Source organism: uncultured Polaribacter sp. (assembly GCF_947500975.1).
Lineage (GTDB): Bacteria > Bacteroidota > Bacteroidia > Flavobacteriales > Flavobacteriaceae > Polaribacter.
In genome coordinates, this window is the sequence record NZ_CANMUE010000010.1 from 65,702 (window position 1) to 85,302 (window position 19,601).

The window sequence follows — 19,601 nt, forward strand, 5'->3', positions numbered from 1 at the left end:
GTTTAATACTTCTAATAAAATAACAATCATTGTTTCTACGTTTTTAGTTAGTAAATAGTGGTAATCTCTGTTATGTTTTTCAAAGTAGAAGATTTTAAATTTCATCAGCAAACAATTTTTAATTTACCTTTTAATTTGATTTAACTTTTAAAACAAAAAAGACACTTTTTGTTTTAATAATAAACTATAATACTATAAAATAATTATCAATTTAAATTTATAATTACAATTAACATTAATTACTGTTAGCAAATAATGGCAAAGTTTTTACACTTTTAAAAAAGCAAAGGCAAAGTCATCTTTCAAAACCACTTTTTAAGGCTTTTCATTTTTTCCTTTTAACCTAAAGTGATAAAAATGTATCTTTGTAAAAAATAAATTACATGAATTTTTTACTAATAATTAGTGGTTTAGTTTTATTAATTTTAGGTGGAAACTGGTTGTTAAAATCGGCCGTAGCATTATCTTTAAAATTAAACATATCTAAAGTTGTAATTGGAATGACTGTTGTTTCATTTGCTACCTCTGCACCAGAACTTATTGTTAGTATAAATGCAGCTTTAAATGGTTCTTCTGATTTAGCTTTAGGAAATGTAATTGGCTCAAATATTGCAAATTTAGGCTTGGTTTTAGGAATTACTTTACTTTTTGGAAACATGAGCGTAAAAAAAAGTTTTGCTAAGTTAGATTGGCCTGTAATGATGATTGCTTCAGCAATTTTATTCCTATTTCTTTCTCAAGATAAAGTAATTGTACAGTATGAAGGAATTATTTTATTTTCTTTTTTAATTATATTTTTAGTTTATTTATTAAGATCTCAAAAAAATGAAATTCCTGATGAAGTTAATGAAAATGATATTCATTTAGGAGGTTTTAAAATTAGTGCTTTTTTAATATTAGGAGGTTTAGGACTTTGGGGAGGATCAGAATTATTAATTAAAGGAGCAAGAGCTTTAGCTACAGACTTTGGAGTTACTGAACGTATTATTGGAGTTACTATAGTTTCAATAGGGACAAGTGTGCCTGAGTTAGCAGCATCAATAATAGCAGTAATTAAAAAAGAAAAAGCAATTTCTCTTGGAAATTTAATTGGATCAAATATTTTTAACATTTTGGCTGTTTTAGGAATTACTTCTATAATAACTCCAATTTCTTTATCAGACGAAAGATTGTTATCTAGCGATATTTTTTGGATGTTAGGTATTTCTTTTATTATTTTACCTCTTGTGTTCTTACCAAAAAAATATAATTTAGGAAGAAAAGAAGGCTTGCTTTTATTATGTTCTTATTGTGTATTTATCTATTTAACTTTATAATTTTAGATTCTCCAAGGCGGATTTTTTCTATGATTACCAGCTTTATATAAAATAATTTTGTTCTTATCAAGATCATATAAATGTGCTTCTCTCCATAACCAAGGTTGGTTTTTTGGAAGTTGAGAAAATTTAATTCCTTTTTGTTGAAATTCAGCAACTAAATCATCTAATTTATCATCTTCAAAATAGATTGTAACACCCTCTTTTTCAAAAAGTTCATTAACTTTATGAATAGAAAAAGTAGCTTCTCCATCTGGCACTTCAAACCTAACATATTTTGGTAGTGCATCCACAATTAAATTAAATCCTAGGTCTTTATAAAAATTAGTAGCAGCTTCAACATCTAAAGACGGAATTGTTATTTGATTTAGGTTCATAATTATTTACAATTTAATTTTCTCTTTTTTTAAAATTCGTATTAAATAAAACAAGATAGCAACACCTGTTAAAGCAAAAACTGCAATTACATTCCATGTAAATTCAAAGCCAAATTTATTTACCATTTGCATTCCTGCATTATGACTAAAAATATGTGATAATGAAAATGCAATTGCATACAAAGCCATATATTCTCCTTGATTGCCCTTTTTAGCTCTTTCTACGGCAAACGCATTCGAAAAAGGAAAAGCAATCATTTCTCCAACCGTCATTAACAACATTCCAACAATTAAAACACCAATCCAAGAAGTTAAGTTTAAAATAATAAAACTCATAGCAACTAAGAATAAACCGATTAAAACTAATTTTATTTTCGAATTTTTACTGTCTTCCAACCATTTAATTAAAGGCATTTCTAGAAGGAAAATAAAAAAACCGTTGAAACCCATTAACAAACCAATTTCTAATTCTGATAAAAAACGTGCATTTTTATAATACAATGGCATTGTAGAAAAGTATTGCAAAAAGACAAATCCAAAGATAAACATCGCTATAAAAAACACCCAAAAAGGTTTGTCTTTATAGGCAGAAACTGGGGCTTCTACTTTTATTTCATCTTGGATTTTTGCTTTCTTCGGATGTAAAACTTTAAGTAACAAAACGGAAGCTAAAAAACAAGTAACACCATCAACCCAAAACAAACCTTGGTAACCTATTCCTGTAATAATAAGACCACCAACTGCTGGTCCTGCTGAGAAACCTAAATTAATTGCCAAACGTATTAAAGTTACAGATCTGGTTTTATTTTCTGGTTTACTATAAGCACTTAAAGCAACAAACATTGCTGGTCTAAAAGAATCTGCCGCTAACATTACTAAAAATATTCCGGCACAAAAACCTTTAAAAGTGGTTACATATTGTAATAAAACAAATAAAATTCCTGTAAGTACTAAACTTACAAACATTATTTTATAATAACCAATTTTGTCTGTTAATTTACCACCAATCCAAGTACCAACAACAGAACCTAAACCAAAAAAAGTCATAATCCAACCAACATCAGATAAAGAAAAATCAAGGCTCTTAGTTAGATATAATGACAAAAAAGGAATTACCATTGTACCTGCTCTGTTAATAAGAGTTATTAATGACAACCACCATACTTCTTTAGAGAGTCCTCTAAAAGTGTTGATGTAAATTTTAAATAAATTTTTCATGGTTTGGTTAATGTATAAAAATAAAAAGTCCGACTGTGAAGTCGGACTTTTTATAATTGTTTGATTTTATATTAATATTGTCAAAACATATTTATAACCCGATTCTTTCGTGATAAACACGATTGCTTGGTAAAATATAAAATGACAGTTTTCATCTATTTTTCTTATTAATACGATAAATCTACATAAAATATTTGAATGTTGTATTTTTGAAATGAAAAATCTTTAAAAAAATGAAGTTTAAAAAAAGGATTTTATATGCTGCCATCATACTGTTAGTACTTTTTATTGTTAATATTTTTATTAGTACTGGTTTTTTTAGAACTATAAAAAACAATTTTAATGGTAAAATTATAGCGAAAATTAATATTGCTGGGGCTGAAGATATTACTATTAGTAGAATAGATAGTTTTGCAATTGTTTCTTCAACAAAAAGAAATAAAATACCTAATAATGAGCAAGAAATTGGTGGTTTATATTTTATCAATTTAAAAGATGAAAATTTTAAACCAATTCATCTAACCAAAAATTTTAAGAAACCTTTTGCACCTCATGGAATATCTATTTTTAAAAAAGATAGCATCTATACAATTGCTGCAATAAACCATACTAAAGAAGGAGAATTTATAGAAATATTCACTTTATTAAAGCAAGAACTTACTCATCAAAAAACATTAAAAAACCAATCAATACTCAGTCCTAATGATATTGTTTTAGTGAATGAAAATCAATTTTATTTTACAAATGACCATAAATATCATGATGGCTTTATGCGTTTATTAGAAGACTATTTAGGTCTTGAAATTTCTAATGTAGTATTTTTTGACGGAAAAAATTATAAAGAGGTTGCAAATGGAATTTCCTATGCAAATGGAATTAATTTTGACAAAAAAAGAAACCTAGTTTTTGTTGCCTCTCCAAGAAAATTTTTGGTTAAAGTATATCAAAAAAATAATGATAATTCTTTAGCTTTTATTGAAAATATAGATTGTAAAACCGGTGTTGATAATATTGAATTTGATAAAAATGATAACTTATGGATTGGCTCACATCCTAACTTATTACATTTTGCCTCTTATGCAAAAGGTAATAAAGAAACTTCGCCATCAGAAATTATAAAAATTAACTATAAAGACAAGGGGGATTATACAATTGAACAAATTTACATGGAAGATGGTAAAACCATGTCTGGATCTACAGTTGCAGTACCTTTTGATGATTTAATTTTAACAGGAAATGTTATGGATAAACATTTTCTAATTTTAAAAACAATAAATAAAATATGAAAAAAATTATAACCTTTTCTTTATTTCTAATGATATTCACGTCTTGTGGAAGTGGAAAATCTTTTCAAAGTTTCTTTAATAATCATAAAAACGAAGTTGGTGTAACAGCTTTTCAAGTTCCAAATTTTATGAGAGCTTTATTAGTAAATATTTCTCCTGACATTAATCAATTATTTGGCAATGTAAGAGATTTAAAATTCATTACTTTTAATGAAATATCTAAAGCAAAACAAACTGAATTAATTAATGAAATGAGCTTAGTAACAAATAGTAATTATACAGATATTTTAAGGCAAAACACTATTGAAAAAACTAAAATTATTTCTGTAAAAGAAGATGGAGATGTTGTAACGCAAGCAATAATTTTCAATTCTACATTAGCAAAAACATCTGTTTTCTATTTAAAAGGACGTTTTGATCCAAATAGAATTAAAGAATTATCGAATACAAATCAGTTTGAAAATTTATCAAATAAATTAATTCAAAACTATCAAATAACACCTAAAACTCCTGGTTTTAACCCTAATTAATATGAAAAAAATAACATTTATTTCCCTGCTTTTTTTAATAATCTCCTGTAATTCTCAAGACAAACGTAAATTAATTGGAGATACGAAATATCAAAAAAAATTAAACGCAAGTTATAAAGACGCTTCAAAATCCCCCTTAAAAAAGAAAGATTTAAAAAATTTTAAAGGCTTAGATTTTTTTCCTGTAGATTCTTCATTTATTGTAAAAGCTAAATTAAAAAAAACAAAAAATGCACCTATCTTTCAAATGGCAACAACCACAAATAGAAAGCCATTATATAAAGAATATGGTATTTTAACTTTTACCCTAAAAGGTGAAAATTGTAAATTAACAATTTACCAAAGTCAAAATGATTTACGTGATGAAAAATATAAAAATTATCTCTTTTTACCTTTCACGGATGACACATCTGGAAATGATTCTTATGGCGGTGGACGTTACATGGATGTCTTAACAACCGATGAAAAACCAGATGGTACCATCACTTTAAATTTCAACAACACTTACAACCCTTATTGCGCTTATAATGATAAATATTCTTGCCCACTAACCCCAAGAAAAAATCATTTAAATATTGAGGTAAAAGCTGGTATAAAAATTTTTAAAAAGCATTAATTTTAGAAGCTATTTCCTGCTTTCACTACTCGCTTTTTTCGTTCCTCAAAAGAGCTCAAACAAGCCGTTCAATCAGGGCTAAGCTAATTTAAATGCTTAAGTTATTCATCGAAAAAAAAAGAAATAAACGGCTTCGTATAACCATCTTTTACGGGAAAGTTAGCAAATTATTCCGAATTTAACAGTTGCCATAGCAATTCCGAGTGGATTCTGACGGAGTCGAATCCGTCGTAATTGCGGTTATACATTGTTGTGTGTAGTTTTTTATTCCGTTTTTTGGAATTCCAATAGTTTATCCGTGAATATATTTATTTCTTTTTTCTCTTTTAGTTTAAAATCCGAAAACATAATCAGTCCGAAAACAACAAACACAATCGGCAAAATCCAAATTCCTTTAATCAGCGAAATTATTGAAATCAAAATTCCGAGTCCGAGTAAAACTTTCGCTAAAATATTAATTGGTGACTTAAATTCAAATTTCAAATCGTAATTACCTGTTTCATTCACAATTCCGATTAGTCTGTGATTGTTCGGGAAACGATTCCGCATTAATTCAAATTTTTCAGTTCCGATATATCCATTATAGAATCCGTTCACAATTAACTTGTTCAGAATCCTTAAATTTTTATCACTTTTGGTTATCGTTTGTCTCATTTCTCAAATTACACACAACAATTAATAAGCTTACTCAAAAATACAAAACATTAAGAATTTATTGAAATATCTTCAGCTAAATCTAATTCAATAGCATTTTTTAAAGCCATTAAATAAGGTTTTCTAACCTTTAATTTAGTTGCTGCGTGCGCCTTACTATTCAGTTTTGTAAACATTTTTGCAACTTTAATAGCAGTTGGTAATAAATGATCTTCAGGTACAATCACATCTAAAAAACCAGCTTTTACAGCATCTTTAGAACTAAATATTTCAGCATTATTTACACTTCTATTTAAATATACTTCAGACAAACGAGATTTAGCAATTGCAATACCTGCATGATGCATTGTCATACCAATCATTACTTCATTCAACCCAATTTTGAAATCACCTTCAACTCCAATTCTATAATCTGATGACAACAATAAAAAAGCTCCTTTTGCAATAGCATGACCATTACAAGCAATAATTATTGGTTTCGGAAAAGACAGCATTTTTAAAGATAAAGTAGAACCTTTTGTTACTAATTCTTTAGCAGAATCAGCAGATTCTGTCATTACTTTTAAATCAAATCCACCAGAAAAAATACCAGAAGTACCAGTTAAAATTACAACTTTATCTTCTTGTTCAGCTTTATCTAAACTAATATTTAGCCCTTCAATAACTTCATGAGAAATAGCATTTGCTTTTCCGTTATTAATTGTAATAATTACGCAATTTTCTTCTGATTGATATGTTACAAATTCGTTCATTACTTGATTTTTAAATAAATTTAACTAAATACATTCCTGCAAAAACTGCTAAAAACCCTACTATAAAACTAACAATTGTATAAAAAGCAAAAGAAGTAAAATCTCCTGATTTTAAAAATCCTTGATTCTCATAAGCAAAGGTTGAAAAAGTTGTAAACCCTCCACAAAAACCAGTTGCCAATAATAATGCTTGGTTTTCATTAAAGGTTTCACTTTTTGCTGCATAACCTAAAATAAAACCTATTAAAAGGCATCCTAAAATATTGGCAGAAAAAGTTCCATAAGGAAAGCTATTTTCAGTTGTGTTTAACCATTTGCCAATTACAAAACGTAAGACACTACCAAAACCACCACCAATAAAAACCAATAATAATTGCTTCATTATAATTTTATCTCATCAGCATCTCCCCAACTTTTCTTTTCTACAACTGTTCCTTTATTTAAAATAATTACACCAGGATTAGATCTAATCATTGTTTTTAAAGTTGTTTCATCACAAAATAAAAACTCAAAAGGAAGCTGATATTTACTTTTTGTTAATTCAATTTCATCAGTAAAAGAAGCAGAAACGCCATAAACTTTATACCCTTTTTCAATTGCCTTATCGGATACTTTTTTAATTTCAGTAAACCCCTCAAGGTCAGATTTATCTACACTATAAGCAATTACCAACATCACTTTATCCATTTTTAGGATTTCTGGTGCTAAGTCATTTTGAGAATCTTCTAAAACAAAATCATGTATTGGAGGCATTTCTCCATCATCTTTATACTCCATTCCATCAGCAATGTTTTTTCCTATTGAATATGCCCTAAAATCAATAATTGGCAAATGAGCTAATACATAATAAGTAACACCTGCAGAAACCAATAAAGAAAAAACAACAATCTTAAACGGTAAAGATGTTCTTGTAATTGGTGTTATAAAGCGCACTTTAAAACTCAAAAATAAAATTAATACCGTTAAAATGACATCTTTATAAAAAGATTCCCAAGGAGTTAATTTAATAGCATCACCAAAACACCCACAATCTGTAACCTTATTATAATAAGCAGAGTACCAAGTTAAAAACAAGAAAAGCAAAATCATTATCAATAATGATTTTATTGTAAATTTTGATTTCCAACCAACTAAAAGCGCAACTCCTAATACTATTTCTCCAATAATTAAAAAGATGGCGAATGGTAATGCATACGGAATTAAAAACTCTAAGTTAAGAACACCTTCTGAAAAATATTCTTCAAACTTATATTTAGAACCTATTGGGTCTACCAATTTTACTAAACCCGAAAAGATAAATAGAGCTCCTACTATTATTCTTGCAATTTGGACTAATATTTTCATAAATTATATTTTAAAAACTTTTTGATACAAATTTTTATTTAATTGAATAGAAGAGATTGCTTCGTTCCTCGCAATGACAACTTTGAAACTTTTTATCCCAAATGAATCATCGCAAAAACTGCATAATTAATCATGTCTTGATAATTAGCATCAATCCCTTCAGAAACTAAGGTTTTTCCTTTATTATCTTCAATTTGTTTTACTCTTAGTAATTTTTGCAAAATTAAATCGGTTAAACTAGAAACTCGCATTTCTCTCCAAGCTTCACCATAATCATGATTTTTATTCATCATTAATTCTTTGGTAATTTTGCTATGCTTATCATATAAAATAGTTGCTTCTTCAGTAGTTAAATCGGGGTTCTCTACAACACCTTTTTCCAACTGTATAAGTGCCATTATAGAATAATTGATAATACCAATAAATTCAGATTTTTCTCCTTCATCAACCTTTCTAACCTCATTTTCTTGTAATTGACGAATTCTTTGTGCCTTTATAAATATCTGATCGGTTAATGATGGCAAACGTAAAATTCGCCAAGCAGAGCCATAATCAGACATTTTTTTCATAAATAAACTTCTGCAATCATTAATTACAGCATCATATTGTTTAGAAGTATCTTGCATTTTTGTAAAAAACTATTTCTGTAAAAATAGTAAAACTTAAATGCTTTTCATTTATTTTTACAAGGAATTTATTAACTATAAGGATGAAAAAAATTGTTGTTTTTTGTGGGGCAAGTTTAGGATTTAATCCTATTTACAAAGAAGCTGCCATTGAGCTTGGAAACTATTTTATAAAAAACAAAATTGGTTTAGTTTATGGTGGTGAAAAAGTAGGAATGATGGGAGTTTTGGCTGATACAGTTTTGTCTAAAAATGGCGAAGTTATAGGCGTAATTCCTAAAATATTAGAAAAAGAAGAAGTAATTCATAACGAAGTTGAAGAAATGATTGTTTGTAACAGCATGAGTGAACGCAAAGTAATTATGAGCAAATTGGTGGATGGTTATATTACACTTCCTGGAGGTTTTGGAACTTTAGATGAACTCTTTGAAGCATTAACTTTAAACCAACTTTATATAGAACAAAAACCTATAGGACTCTTAAATATTAATGGTTTTTTTGACGCAATTTTATTGCAATTAGACAAAATGGTAAAAGAAGGTTATTTAAAGCAAACCAATAGAAACATGTTACTGGTTGGCAGTTCAGTAGAAAATTTATTAGAAAAAATGAACAACTATAATGCTCCAAAAATCAGTCACGTAATCAATAAAGTTGTAAGTTAAATGACCATAAATTGCAAAGGAAACTTAATAGATTTATCTACACCAAAAGTAATGGGAATTTTAAACATTACTCCAGATTCTTTTTTTGATGGTGGTAAATATAAAAACGAAAAAGACATCCTTTCTCAAACAGAAAAAATGTTATTAGAAGGTGCCACTTTTATTGATGTTGGTGCATATTCATCAAGACCTGGAGCCAAACATATTTCTGAAGAAAAAGAACTGAAAAGAATTGTTCCTGTTATTGATTTATTGATTAAAAATTTTCCTAAAATCATTATTTCTGTCGATACTTTTAGAAGTAAAATAGCCAAAGAAACTGCAAATTCTGGAGCAGCAATTATTAATGATATTTCTGGCGGAGAAATGGATGAAAAAATGTTTGAAACTGTAGCTAAATTACAAGTTCCCTATATTGTAATGCATATGTTAGGCACTCCTCAGGATATGCAAAAAAAACCTGTTTATAAAGATGTAACTAAAGAAATTATTTCCTTTTTTGCAGAACAGATATACAAATTACATCAATTAAAACTAAATGATATTATTATTGATGTTGGTTTTGGTTTTGGAAAAACCAGACAACATAATTTTGAGTTACTAAAAAATTTAGAACTTTTTAAAAGTTTAGACGCTCCTATTTTAGCAGGTATTTCTCGTAAATCTATGTTATACAAAACTTTAGATATTTCTGCTCAAGAAGCCCTAAACGCAACAACTTCGGCAAATACAATTGCATTATTAAATGGTGCAAATATTTTAAGAGTTCATGATGTAAAAGAAGCAGTTGAAGCTGTAAAAATTGTAAATCAGGTTTCTTTTTAGAAGCTATTTCCTGCTTTCGCTACTCGCTTTTTTTGAGAAAAACAAAAAAGAGCTCAAACAAACGCTCAATCAGGGCTAAACCAATTTACCAACTTTTAGCTTCACTTCTTTGGCATTCTTTTTGTTAAATAAATGTTAACGCCAAAAACTCAACTTAGTTAAACTTTAATAAAACTTCTTAAAAATTTAAGAAGAAACACAAAATTATTAATTTTTAAAACTACCTATTATGAGCAAAAAAGAATCACCAGAAATTAACGCTGGATCAATGGCAGACATCGCATTTTTATTATTAATTTTCTTTTTAGTAACAACAACAATGAACGTAGATTCTGGAATTCTTAGAAAAATTCCAGAAAAACAGAAAATATCTGAGGCAATAATTATAAAAGACAAAAACATTTTAGAAGTAAACATCAACTTTAAAAATGAAATTTTTGTTGACGAAAAAATTATAAAACTTAATGAGTTAAAACAAATTGCTATAAATTTTATTGATAATGGAGGCGGTTTGGACTTCAATAATAAACCTTGTAATTGGTGTAGAGGCAAAAAAGATGTCGCATCCTCAGATCATCCAGTAAGAGCATTTATCTCAATTAAAGCAGACAGAAACACAAATTACGAAACCTATATTTTAGTCTTAGACAACCTTAATGCTGCTTATTCAGTTTTAAGAAATAAGTTGTCTGTAAAATTGTATAATCAAAATTATGAGAGCTTGTTAGAAGATTTTAAAAAATCGAATCAAAGAGATAAAAAAATAGAAGAAAGAATAAAAAATATTCGTAAAAAATACCCGCTTTTACTCACTGATGCAGAAATAAAAAACTGATTATGTACTCACAAATTTTATTAGTACTTTTACCTAAAACCAGTTACTTTACATGTTAGATTTTATTCCTTTTTCTTTTTTAGATGTACTAGACATTTTGTTAGTTGCAATACTACTCTACTACATTTATAAATTATTAAAAGGCACAGTTGCTATTAACATTTTTATTGGAATTGCGTTAATTTTTCTCATCTGGAAAATTACTCAAGCGCTAAAAATGGAAATGCTAAGTGGTATTTTAGGTTATTTGCTATCTGGCGGTGTTATTGCTTTAATCATTGTTTTTCAGCAAGAAATAAGAAAGTTTTTGTTAATGATTGGAACCACAAATTTTTCTAATAGAAAAAACTTTTTAACCCAATTAAAGTTTTTACACTCTGAAATTAATTCTGAAATAGATACAGAAGTTTTAGTAAAAGCCTGTGGTAATATGTCTAAAACAAAAACAGGAGCATTAATTGTTATAGAGCGTACAAATGCTTTGGATTTTTTAATAAATACAGGCGATACTATGAATGCTCTAGTAAACGAGGTTATTCTTGAAAGTATTTTTTATAAAAACAGTCCACTACATGATGGTGCTACAATTATTAGAGATAATTATGTAGTTGCAACTAGAGTTGTATTACCTATTTCTGATAGCAAAAAAATACCAGCAAGATTTGGTTTAAGACATAGAGCTGCTATTGGAGTTACCGAAAAAACGGATGCAGTTTGTTTATTAGTTTCTGAAGAAACTGGAGAAATTTCTTACATAAAAGATGGTGAATTTGTCTTATTTTCAACACATTTAGAACTGAATGAAAAACTTAAAAAAGATTTTATCTAATCAATTTAAAATATGTATAACAAAAAAAGGTTCTCAAATTGAGAACCTTTTTAGTATAAAATAAATTGTATTTTCCTTATTTAACAGAAGCCATTTTAGATTTAATTGCATTTAATACACTTTTAAATTTTGTTGCACTTTCTGCATCTAAAGAGCCTAATAATTCTTTTCCTTTTGCAGCTAATTCAACACCTTGTTTTGCTAATTTTGCATTTTTTAAAACATCTCCTTTTGCTGCAATAAAATCTTTTGCATAAGTTGCATATGTTTGTAGATGTTCAGTTACAGCTTCGTTTTCAAACTTTGGAATTGAAACTCCTTCTATAGCAGAATTTATCATATTAGAAACATCTGTTTTAGTTTCTTCTACAACTTCCTCTACTTCTTCAACTTTTTTTACAAGCTCTTTTTTCATTTCGGTTTTAGCATCTTTAACAGATTCTAAAGTTGACTTTTTTTCACTTTTACATGATGTTGCTAATAAAGCACCAACAACCATCATTGATAATAATACTTTTTTCATTTTTAATTTTGTTTAAGATTGAAAACAAATCTACTTTATTTAAAACTCTTAACAAAACATTACCAAGTAATTAAGAAGCTTGATCTAAAGTAAACTGTTTTTCATATAAGTTTTTGTAATAACCATTCTCTTTTGCTAACAACTCTAAATGAGTTCCTTCTTCAACAATTAGCCCTTTATCCATTACAATTATCTTGTCAGCTTTTTTAATGGTTGTTAATCTATGTGCAATAACAATTGAAGTTCTGTTTTTGGTAATTGTATCGGTTGCATATTGTATTAATTGCTCTGAATGTGCATCTACAGAAGAGGTTGCTTCATCCAAAATTAAAATACTTGGTTTGCTTAAATAAGCACGTAAAAAAGCTATAAGCTGTCTTTGACCAGAAGATAACATTGCTCCCCGTTCTTTTACATTATATTGATAACCTTCTGGAAGTGTCATTATAAAATCATGAACTCCAATTTGTTTGGCTGCTTCTTCTACTTCTTTTTGAGTAATACTTTTATCTTGTAAAGTTATGTTGTTTAAAATTGAATCAGAAAATAAAAACACATCTTGCAAAACTATTGCAACTTGTTTTCTTAAACTTTCAATGGTATAATCATCAACATTAACATCATCAATACATATGGTCCCTTTATCAATTTCATAAAAACGATTTATCAAATTAATGATTGTAGATTTTCCTGCTCCAGTTGAACCAACAATAGCAATAGTTTGCCCAGATTTTACATTAAATGAAACACCTTTTAAAACTTCTTCGTCTTTAATATAACTGAACTTTACATCTTTAAAAACAATATTTCCTTGTAATTTTTCTGCTATAATAGTTCCATTTTTTGTGATACTACTATCTGTATCTATAATTTTAAAAACTCTTTCTCCGGCTACAATCCCCATTTGAAGTTGATTAAATTTATCTGCAATTTGACGTAAAGGCCTAAATAACATTTGAGCAAATTGTATAAAACCCATAATCATACCAATAGAAACATTTGAATCTTGAACGGCTTTACCGCCACCAAACCAAACAATTAACCCTAATGCTATTGATGATAAAATTTCTGCTATTGGAAAGAAAACAGAATAATACCAGATGGTTTTTATATAAGCTTTTTTATGTTTTTTATTTATCTTTTCAAAATTCTGATATTCTATATTTTCTCTATTGAAAAGTTGTACAATTTTCATTCCGGTAACCCTTTCTTGTACAAAACCATTTAGATTTGCTACTTGATTTCTTACTTCTTGAAAAGTATTTTTTATAGCTACTTGGAATAATTTTGTTGCATATAATAAAATAGGTAAAATAGCAAAAGTGATGAGTGCTAACTTTACATCTAAAATTAGTAATACTACTATTACAGAAAGCATTACAAGAATTTCACTTATAATTGTAAAAACGCCAACAGAAAAAAAAGCTGCTATAGTTTCAATATCAGAAACAACTCTTGTTACTAATCTTCCAACAGAGTTATTATCAAAGTAAGACATCTTAAATTGTAAAATATGTCTGAATATTTTAGCTCTTATGTCTCTAATAATATGTTGACCAACCCAATTTGCAAAATAAATAAATGTAAAACGTAATAACACTTCTACAAGTAAAATTACCAACATTATAAGCGTATAATTTAACAATCCTTCTTTGTCTTTAGTAGCAATATAATTGTCTACAGTATCAATTAAAATTAAAGGAGTTAGAACAGAAAATAATGCTAAAAGTATAGTTGAAGATGCAGCTATAAAAAAATGAAAACGATATTTACTAGCAAAAGACATTAGTCTTTTAAAAATTTGCATATCAAAAGCATTTCCAGATTTTTCTTCCAAAACTTAATATTTTATATTTGTTAAAAATAAACCTTTTGCGGGTACTGACAATCCTGCATTACTCCTATTCTTACTTTCAATTACCTTTCTAAAATCTTCTACAGAAATTTTACCTAAGCCTACATCTAACAACGTACCAACTATAGCTCTTACCATATTTCTTAAAAACCTATTTGCTGTTATGTAGAAAGTTAATTCGTTATTATTTGCTTTCCAAAATGCCTCTGTAACATCGCAATTATATGTATAAACATCTGTTTTAACTTTAGAAAAACATTGAAAATCTGTATATTCTAAAAGTAATTTTGCAGCTTTATTCATTAATAAAACATCTGGTTTTTGAGAGTGAATTTGCCAAGAAAAATCTAATAAAAAAGGATTTCTTCCCAACCAAATTTTATACTCATAGCTTCTACTTAATGCATCAAATCTCACATGTTTTTCATCATCAACCCTATAAAAATCTTGTATGAAAATATCATTTGGTAAAATAGAATTGAGTTTGAAAATAATTTGTTTTTCTAGTTTTTTATCAGAATCAAAATGCGCAAACATTTGTGAAGCATGCACTCCAGTATCTGTTCTTCCTGCACCAACTACCTGAATATCTTGTTGTAAAATTGTACTAATTGCGTTATTTAATTTTTCTTGTACAGAAATTACATCTGGTTGAATTTGCCAACCGTGGTAATTTTTACCATTATAAGAAAGTTCAATAAAATACCTCAAGAATAATTGTTTTTGAAGTTATCAAAATTACGGAATTTATTTAGTTATCCTTACTTTTGAAACTCTCAAAAGACGTTAAACTTTTCTTACAATTTTATGAAAAAAATTTTATTGTTATCAGACACTCATAGTTATATTGACGATCAGATATTAAAATTTGTTAAACAAGCTGATGAAATTTGGCATGCAGGTGATATTGGAGATTTAAAAGTTACTGATACAATTAAAAAAATAAAACCTTTAAGAGCAGTTTATGGAAATATTGATAACAGTGATGCAAGGCTTGAATTCCCTTTAGATGAAAAGTTTAAAGTTGAAAATGTTACCGTATGGATGACTCACATAGGTGGTTATCCAAATAAATATAATCAACGGATTCGAGAAGAAATTAAAGTAAACCCTCCAAAAATATTTATTGCTGGGCATTCTCATATTTTAAAAGTTCAATATGATAAAAAACTAAATTTATTACATCTAAACCCAGGAGCAGCTGGAAATCACGGATTTCATAAAACACGAACAATGTTACGTTTTTGCCTTGATAATGGCAACATTAAGGATTTAGAAATTATAGAGTTGGCAAAACGTGGCTAGTTTTATCTTTCTCCATAACTGGTATTATCGATTCAATTATTGTTTCGCTATTATTTTGTGAGTTAATTTTAAAAGTCCCTTTCATTACTTCAATCCTTGCTTCAATTTGACTAAGACCAATTCCATTTTTTTCGTTAAATTTAAAAGAGTTAAAACCAATACCATTATCAGAAATCATCAACTTTAATTTCTTATTGGATTCTATTAAACTAACTGTTGCAGAAGTTGCTTTACTATGTTTTAAAATATTGTTTAATAATTCTTGAATAATATTATATATTTTAGTTTCAAATTTTGGGTGATATCTTCTCAATCCTTTAACTTCTGCTTTAATTTCTAATTGAGAATTAGAATATTTTTCTGTGATATTAATAATTGCTGAGTCCAGCCCAAATTTTGTTAAAACAGGAGATGTTAAAGTATGCGATAAGTTTCTAATTTTTTTTGATGCTTCAGAAATTATTTCTTGCGCTTTATTAACTTCGTTTGGAGTTTTAACTTCTAAAGTTGTTCTTGCTGCCTGTAAATGAAGGTTTGCCGAAGATAATAAAGCACTAACACTATCATGCAAAACTTCCGAAATTTCTTGTCTCTCTAATTCTTTAGCATCTATAGTTGCATTAAGTATTCTATTTTTAGTTTCGGTATTTAACTTATCTAGTTTTTGTTTCTGTATTAATTTTATTTGGGTCAGCTTTAATTCTAAGTTTTTTCCCCTTAAATTTACTACCACAATAACACTTATTAGTAATATAAAAATGAAAAAAGAGATAATAATAATTATTCGAGTTTTATCTTTTTCTTTTACAATTTGTAGCTCTTGATCTTTTTTTAGTAGCCTTTTTTTTGTGTTAAAATCATATTTATATCCTAATTCTTTCACTCTAGCCTTTATTTCAACATCTCTTATCTCATCTTCAATTTCATTTGCTTTTTCTAGAATATCATATGCTTTATAATCATTTAAGTTTCGCATTGCCCAAGCTAAATTGTAGTATAAAAAAACTTTAGATTTTAATGCAGCTTCGGTACTATCATTTTTAATTAAATTTGATCCATTAATATATATATCTTTTGCTTTTTTATATTTTTTTTGTGATAAATAAATATTACCTAAATTATTTCTTGCGCTTGCTTCAAGAAACCTATCTTTTTGTCTATGGTGAATGTTAATTGCTTTCATTGCATAATCTTCTGCCTTAGAATACAGAGATTCACTTTCATAAATTCCTGACAAGTTAGAAAACATTGTCGCTTTTATTTTTAAAAACTCGTCATTAAAAATAGGCAAACTTTCTATTTTTTTATAATAAAATTTAGCACTATCACTATATGAATGATTTATTTTTTCTTTATTAATATAAGCTAGCTGTTGAAAGGAAGATCCAATTTTTAGATATATTTCTGCTTCATTAATGGCTGAAGTTGAATTGCTATTCGTTTCATTTAATATATTATAATTAAAGTAATGAAGAGACTCTTTATAAAACCTTAGCGCTTGAAGATAATTATTAGTTTTACTATAAATTTTTGCTATTAATAAAGAAAGTAAATAAGAATATTCTTCGTTTTTATATTCTTTACAATAATCATAAATCTCCAATGCCTTTTCTAAAGCTGGCTGAAAATTTTCTTCTTTATAAATAGCAATTACCTCATTATATTTAACTTTAAAAATAGAATCATTTTCAACAAAAAACACTGAAGAAGTTTCTTTAAAAAAGACCTCTTCAGTATAATGTTCATTACCAAATATTTTAGCAAAAAAAATGTTAAAATAAATTAAAGTAATAGTTAATAAGTAATTATTTTTCAAAAAAAACTTAATCATTTATAATTATTCTTGGCTTTCTTCTTGTTTCTACTGTTGATGATTTGGAAGCATAATTATAATTAACAAAATCAATTTTTAATGGTTTTCCATCTTCTTTTTCTAAATCTCTTTTAAACTTTGCAACATCGCTATCTCCTTCTTTTAAGTGAACTTCATAAGTTTCATTATCAGAGTTATAAGCAAAACTTACTTCAACATTATTATTTACTTTAAATTCAAGTTCAAAAGTTTCATCTTTATTTTGTTTAATACTATAAGATTTTAATTTATTTGTGTCTGTTGACCCTTTAGATAAAAATTTAATATCATCATCATAAACTGTAATAAAACCAGTTTTATTTGTGTTTGAATCTTCAAAGCTTAATTGTAATTTTTCTCCTACAAATACATCTTTAGTAAATTTATCTAATACTGTTTTCTCTGAGGGAGTAAAAAAAAATTCTTTTTTATTAGTTTCCTCATCATAAACTTCATTTACATCAGCATTATTTATCTTTAATTCTAAAGAATAAGCTCCAAAGCCATCTTTATTTAAGGTATAAGTTTCTAATAAAGCTGAATTAGGGGACTCAATTAATTCTGCATTTTCTGTATCGCAAGAAAAAAACAAAACACAACATAAAATAGTTATAGAAATCGTTTTTAATGTTTTCATGATAATAGATTTTGGGAAAAATGATTATATTATATATAATATTAATTAATATTTATATGTAAACATAAGTTTGGGGATTTATACTATATTGTTTTTTACAGCGTACATTGCTAAACCTACTGAGTTTTTTACTTTAATTTTTCTTAATAAATTTTTTCTATATGTATCAACTGTACTAATGCCAATATTTAACTTATCAGCAATTTGTGTTGTATTATACTCTTCTGTAATTAATTTTAATACTTTTAATTCTCTATCTGTTAGTTGTTCAATTACAAATTTATTTGGTAAATTCCCTTCAGGAACTGATTGTCCTGAAATAGATTTTATCAATTTTCTTTGAATATCATCACTAAAATATTGCTCTCCTCTAGACACTGCTTTTATTGCATTGATAATATGTTCTCCTGCATTGTTTTTGGAAATATAGCCTAAACAACCAAGTTTCAACATTTCTTCTACAATCTTCACATCATCATAACTAGATAATACAATTGTTTTATGATCAATTTTCAACTTATTAAGATGCTTAAGAACTTCGATGCCATCTATAACAGGCATTGTAATATCTAAAATTAGAACATCGGCTTTGTTTTTCTTTTTACTAAACCATTCAAGCACTTCTGCTCCATTTAGTGAAAAACCATTGACTTCGATATCTTTATCGGTTTTTATAATAGCAATGATTCCTTCAATTAAAATCTTATGATCATCAGCTACATGAACGTAAATTTTTTTTCTCATTATTGTATGTCAGCAAATTTAATATGGTTATTTAATGTACACAATCCCTATTTATAGGGAAATTTATAGCTCCCCATTTATAAGGAGTAACTCCCTATAAATGGGGAGCTGAATAATTTATTTAATTTCTAAAGTTAATGATATTTAATAATTATAAAAACAAAAAACCGAGATTGAATCTCGGTTTTTTTTTCGCACTAAATATACTAATTGTTAGTATTATCGTAATCTATCAACAGATTTTACAAGATCTTCATCCTTTTTAATCGCCTTATTTGCTAAAACAAGAAGCAATACAGCCAAAATTGGTAAGAACATCCCAATACCTTTCTCAGAAACTGAAGTTTCTCCAGATAATGTTAGAGATAAATAAATCAATAATCCTAATAAAAAAAGATTAATCAAAATTATAATTCGCCCGATAACAAATTGCAATTTTCTATTTTTATATAAAAATATAGTTACAAATGATGAAAGAGCGGATAGAAAAAATAGAATTGGTATTATTTTTAATGATAATACTTCTTCCGAAAACAAATCTAAAACAAATATTTTTTCTTTTAAAGTATTCCACAAATTAAATACAAAAATTAATCCTCCAGAAATTATAGAAACTAATAATAAATAAATTGTTTGTATTCTTTGTATCATGTTTTTTTTCTTGTCTATACAAAAGTAAAACTTCTTTTTTAAAAAGAAAACCTCAATCTTAAAAAAAAAGTATATATTTGTAATGTAAAACCTCACAACAATATTGTATAGCACTATATACAGTTTATAAAATCTAAAAACAAAATTATTGATATTTTAAG

At 27.1% G+C, this 19,601-nt stretch carries 23 protein-coding genes; 9 read left to right on the top strand and 14 right to left on the bottom strand.

Going from position 1 to position 19,601, the window contains the following annotated elements; all coding sequences use genetic code 11:
* Positions 1-383 precede the first annotated feature (383 nt).
* Positions 384-1,316 carry a calcium/sodium antiporter gene (locus Q0733_RS11500; protein WP_298782389.1) on the top strand — a complete coding sequence of 311 codons (933 nt, stop codon included), beginning with the start codon at positions 384-386 and terminating at the stop codon, positions 1,314-1,316.
* A 2-nt stretch (positions 1,317-1,318) separates the two neighbouring features.
* Here the strand turns inward: Q0733_RS11500 and Q0733_RS11505 are convergent, their stop codons facing one another.
* On the bottom strand, positions 1,319-1,693 hold the full coding sequence (locus Q0733_RS11505) for a VOC family protein (protein ID WP_298782390.1): 375 nt from the start codon (positions 1,691-1,693) through the stop codon (positions 1,319-1,321).
* A gap of 6 nt (positions 1,694-1,699) precedes the next feature.
* Positions 1,700-2,911: an MFS transporter gene (locus tag Q0733_RS11510; protein ID WP_298782391.1), complete on the bottom strand. Its 1,212-nt coding sequence runs from the start codon at positions 2,909-2,911 to the stop codon at positions 1,700-1,702.
* A 233-nt stretch (positions 2,912-3,144) separates the two neighbouring features.
* Here Q0733_RS11510 and Q0733_RS11515 point away from each other — a divergent pair, with 233 nt between their 5' ends.
* The 3 genes from Q0733_RS11515 to Q0733_RS11525 are packed head-to-tail and all read left to right on the top strand — an operon-like array spanning position 3,145 to position 5,343.
* On the top strand, positions 3,145-4,197 hold the full coding sequence (locus Q0733_RS11515; protein ID WP_298782392.1) for a hypothetical protein: 1,053 nt from the start codon (positions 3,145-3,147) through the stop codon (positions 4,195-4,197).
* The gene (locus tag Q0733_RS11520) at positions 4,194-4,727 is read left to right on the top strand and encodes a DUF4252 domain-containing protein (RefSeq protein ID WP_298782393.1); all 534 of its coding nucleotides are present in this window, start codon (positions 4,194-4,196) and stop codon (positions 4,725-4,727) included. The genes Q0733_RS11515 and Q0733_RS11520 overlap by 4 nt, the downstream gene beginning before the upstream one ends.
* Position 4,728: 1 nt before the next feature.
* The gene (locus Q0733_RS11525; RefSeq protein ID WP_298782395.1) at positions 4,729-5,343 is read left to right on the top strand and encodes a DUF1684 domain-containing protein; all 615 of its coding nucleotides are present in this window, start codon (positions 4,729-4,731) and stop codon (positions 5,341-5,343) included.
* Positions 5,344-5,607: 264 nt separating this feature from the next.
* Here Q0733_RS11525 and Q0733_RS11530 read toward each other — a convergent pair whose 3' ends face one another.
* The 5 genes from Q0733_RS11530 to Q0733_RS11550 form a co-directional block, all read right to left on the bottom strand.
* The gene (locus Q0733_RS11530) at positions 5,608-5,940 is read right to left on the bottom strand and encodes a hypothetical protein (RefSeq protein ID WP_298782396.1); all 333 of its coding nucleotides are present in this window, start codon (positions 5,938-5,940) and stop codon (positions 5,608-5,610) included.
* Positions 5,941-6,047: 107 nt separating this feature from the next.
* Positions 6,048-6,749, bottom strand: coding sequence for a crotonase/enoyl-CoA hydratase family protein (locus Q0733_RS11535; RefSeq protein WP_298782397.1), 702 nt, complete (start codon positions 6,747-6,749; stop codon positions 6,048-6,050).
* Between the two features lie 10 nt (positions 6,750-6,759).
* Positions 6,760-7,131 carry a fluoride efflux transporter CrcB gene (gene crcB, locus Q0733_RS11540; protein ID WP_298782398.1) on the bottom strand — a complete coding sequence of 124 codons (372 nt, stop codon included), beginning with the start codon at positions 7,129-7,131 and terminating at the stop codon, positions 6,760-6,762.
* A complete protein-coding gene (locus Q0733_RS11545; RefSeq protein ID WP_298782399.1) occupies positions 7,131-8,093 on the bottom strand; it encodes a DoxX family protein in 963 nt (320 codons plus the stop codon). Before Q0733_RS11545 ends, crcB begins: the two co-directional genes overlap by 1 nt.
* Before the next feature lie 92 nt (positions 8,094-8,185).
* On the bottom strand, positions 8,186-8,719 hold the full coding sequence (locus tag Q0733_RS11550) for a DUF1599 domain-containing protein (RefSeq protein ID WP_298782401.1): 534 nt from the start codon (positions 8,717-8,719) through the stop codon (positions 8,186-8,188).
* A gap of 83 nt (positions 8,720-8,802) precedes the next feature.
* Between Q0733_RS11550 and Q0733_RS11555 the strand changes: the two genes are divergently transcribed.
* The 4 genes from Q0733_RS11555 to cdaA all read left to right on the top strand — a co-directional run bounded on the left by Q0733_RS11555 (position 8,803) and on the right by cdaA (position 11,873).
* Positions 8,803-9,384: a TIGR00730 family Rossman fold protein gene (locus Q0733_RS11555; RefSeq protein ID WP_298782402.1), complete on the top strand. Its 582-nt coding sequence runs from the start codon at positions 8,803-8,805 to the stop codon at positions 9,382-9,384.
* Positions 9,385-10,209 carry a dihydropteroate synthase gene (folP, locus tag Q0733_RS11560; protein ID WP_298782403.1) on the top strand — a complete coding sequence of 275 codons (825 nt, stop codon included), beginning with the start codon at positions 9,385-9,387 and terminating at the stop codon, positions 10,207-10,209.
* 229 nt (positions 10,210-10,438) lie between these two features.
* Positions 10,439-11,044 carry a biopolymer transporter ExbD gene (locus Q0733_RS11565; RefSeq protein WP_298782404.1) on the top strand — a complete coding sequence of 202 codons (606 nt, stop codon included), beginning with the start codon at positions 10,439-10,441 and terminating at the stop codon, positions 11,042-11,044.
* Between the two features lie 52 nt (positions 11,045-11,096).
* A complete protein-coding gene (cdaA, locus tag Q0733_RS11570) occupies positions 11,097-11,873 on the top strand; it encodes a diadenylate cyclase CdaA (protein ID WP_298782405.1) in 777 nt (258 codons plus the stop codon).
* A 76-nt stretch (positions 11,874-11,949) separates the two neighbouring features.
* Here the strand turns inward: cdaA and Q0733_RS11575 are convergent, their stop codons facing one another.
* The 3 genes from Q0733_RS11575 to truA form a co-directional block, all read right to left on the bottom strand.
* Entirely contained in the window at positions 11,950-12,396 is a 447-nt protein-coding gene (locus tag Q0733_RS11575) for a hypothetical protein (protein WP_298782406.1), read from the bottom strand.
* A gap of 70 nt (positions 12,397-12,466) precedes the next feature.
* Complete coding sequence (locus Q0733_RS11580) at positions 12,467-14,233, bottom strand: ABC transporter ATP-binding protein (protein ID WP_298782407.1); 1,767 nt, start codon at positions 14,231-14,233, stop codon at positions 12,467-12,469.
* A gap of 3 nt (positions 14,234-14,236) precedes the next feature.
* Positions 14,237-14,962: a tRNA pseudouridine(38-40) synthase TruA gene (truA, locus tag Q0733_RS11585; protein ID WP_298782408.1), complete on the bottom strand. Its 726-nt coding sequence runs from the start codon at positions 14,960-14,962 to the stop codon at positions 14,237-14,239.
* 96 nt (positions 14,963-15,058) lie between these two features.
* On the opposite strand from truA, the gene Q0733_RS11590 reads away from it, so the two are divergent.
* Positions 15,059-15,556 (top strand): metallophosphoesterase family protein, encoded by a 498-nt coding sequence (locus Q0733_RS11590; RefSeq protein ID WP_298782409.1) that lies wholly within the window; start codon positions 15,059-15,061, stop codon positions 15,554-15,556.
* Here the strand turns inward: Q0733_RS11590 and Q0733_RS11595 are convergent.
* The 4 genes from Q0733_RS11595 to Q0733_RS11610 form a co-directional block, all read right to left on the bottom strand.
* The gene (locus Q0733_RS11595; protein ID WP_298782410.1) at positions 15,531-17,372 is read right to left on the bottom strand and encodes an ATP-binding protein; all 1,842 of its coding nucleotides are present in this window, start codon (positions 17,370-17,372) and stop codon (positions 15,531-15,533) included. The genes Q0733_RS11590 and Q0733_RS11595 overlap by 26 nt on opposite strands.
* Before the next feature lie 7 nt (positions 17,373-17,379).
* Positions 17,380-18,045, bottom strand: coding sequence for a hypothetical protein (locus Q0733_RS11600; protein WP_298782411.1), 666 nt, complete (start codon positions 18,043-18,045; stop codon positions 17,380-17,382).
* A gap of 78 nt (positions 18,046-18,123) precedes the next feature.
* Positions 18,124-18,789: a response regulator transcription factor gene (locus Q0733_RS11605; protein ID WP_298782412.1), complete on the bottom strand. Its 666-nt coding sequence runs from the start codon at positions 18,787-18,789 to the stop codon at positions 18,124-18,126.
* Positions 18,790-19,008: 219 nt separating this feature from the next.
* Complete coding sequence (locus Q0733_RS11610; protein ID WP_298782413.1) at positions 19,009-19,440, bottom strand: DUF4293 family protein; 432 nt, start codon at positions 19,438-19,440, stop codon at positions 19,009-19,011.
* Positions 19,441-19,601: the final 161 nt, after the last annotated feature.

Coding starts and splice junctions, on each gene's coding strand:
- folP (WP_298782403.1), top strand. CDS start 9,385: ATGACCATAAATTGCAAAGGAAACTTAATAGATTTATCTACACCAAAA.
- Q0733_RS11545 (WP_298782399.1), bottom strand. CDS start 8,093: ATGAAAATATTAGTCCAAATTGCAAGAATAATAGTAGGAGCTCTATTT.
- Q0733_RS11505 (WP_298782390.1), bottom strand. CDS start 1,693: ATGAACCTAAATCAAATAACAATTCCGTCTTTAGATGTTGAAGCTGCT.
- Q0733_RS11535 (WP_298782397.1), bottom strand. CDS start 6,749: ATGAACGAATTTGTAACATATCAATCAGAAGAAAATTGCGTAATTATT.
- Q0733_RS11510 (WP_298782391.1), bottom strand. CDS start 2,911: ATGAAAAATTTATTTAAAATTTACATCAACACTTTTAGAGGACTCTCT.
- Q0733_RS11500 (WP_298782389.1), top strand. CDS start 384: ATGAATTTTTTACTAATAATTAGTGGTTTAGTTTTATTAATTTTAGGT.
- Q0733_RS11550 (WP_298782401.1), bottom strand. CDS start 8,719: ATGCAAGATACTTCTAAACAATATGATGCTGTAATTAATGATTGCAGA.
- Q0733_RS11600 (WP_298782411.1), bottom strand. CDS start 18,045: ATGAAAACATTAAAAACGATTTCTATAACTATTTTATGTTGTGTTTTG.
- Q0733_RS11590 (WP_298782409.1), top strand. CDS start 15,059: ATGAAAAAAATTTTATTGTTATCAGACACTCATAGTTATATTGACGAT.
- Q0733_RS11565 (WP_298782404.1), top strand. CDS start 10,439: ATGAGCAAAAAAGAATCACCAGAAATTAACGCTGGATCAATGGCAGAC.
- Q0733_RS11605 (WP_298782412.1), bottom strand. CDS start 18,789: ATGAGAAAAAAAATTTACGTTCATGTAGCTGATGATCATAAGATTTTA.
- Q0733_RS11515 (WP_298782392.1), top strand. CDS start 3,145: ATGAAGTTTAAAAAAAGGATTTTATATGCTGCCATCATACTGTTAGTA.
- Q0733_RS11555 (WP_298782402.1), top strand. CDS start 8,803: ATGAAAAAAATTGTTGTTTTTTGTGGGGCAAGTTTAGGATTTAATCCT.
- Q0733_RS11610 (WP_298782413.1), bottom strand. CDS start 19,440: ATGATACAAAGAATACAAACAATTTATTTATTATTAGTTTCTATAATT.
- crcB (WP_298782398.1), bottom strand. CDS start 7,131: ATGAAGCAATTATTATTGGTTTTTATTGGTGGTGGTTTTGGTAGTGTC.
- Q0733_RS11525 (WP_298782395.1), top strand. CDS start 4,729: ATGAAAAAAATAACATTTATTTCCCTGCTTTTTTTAATAATCTCCTGT.
- Q0733_RS11575 (WP_298782406.1), bottom strand. CDS start 12,396: ATGAAAAAAGTATTATTATCAATGATGGTTGTTGGTGCTTTATTAGCA.
- cdaA (WP_298782405.1), top strand. CDS start 11,097: ATGTTAGATTTTATTCCTTTTTCTTTTTTAGATGTACTAGACATTTTG.
- Q0733_RS11520 (WP_298782393.1), top strand. CDS start 4,194: ATGAAAAAAATTATAACCTTTTCTTTATTTCTAATGATATTCACGTCT.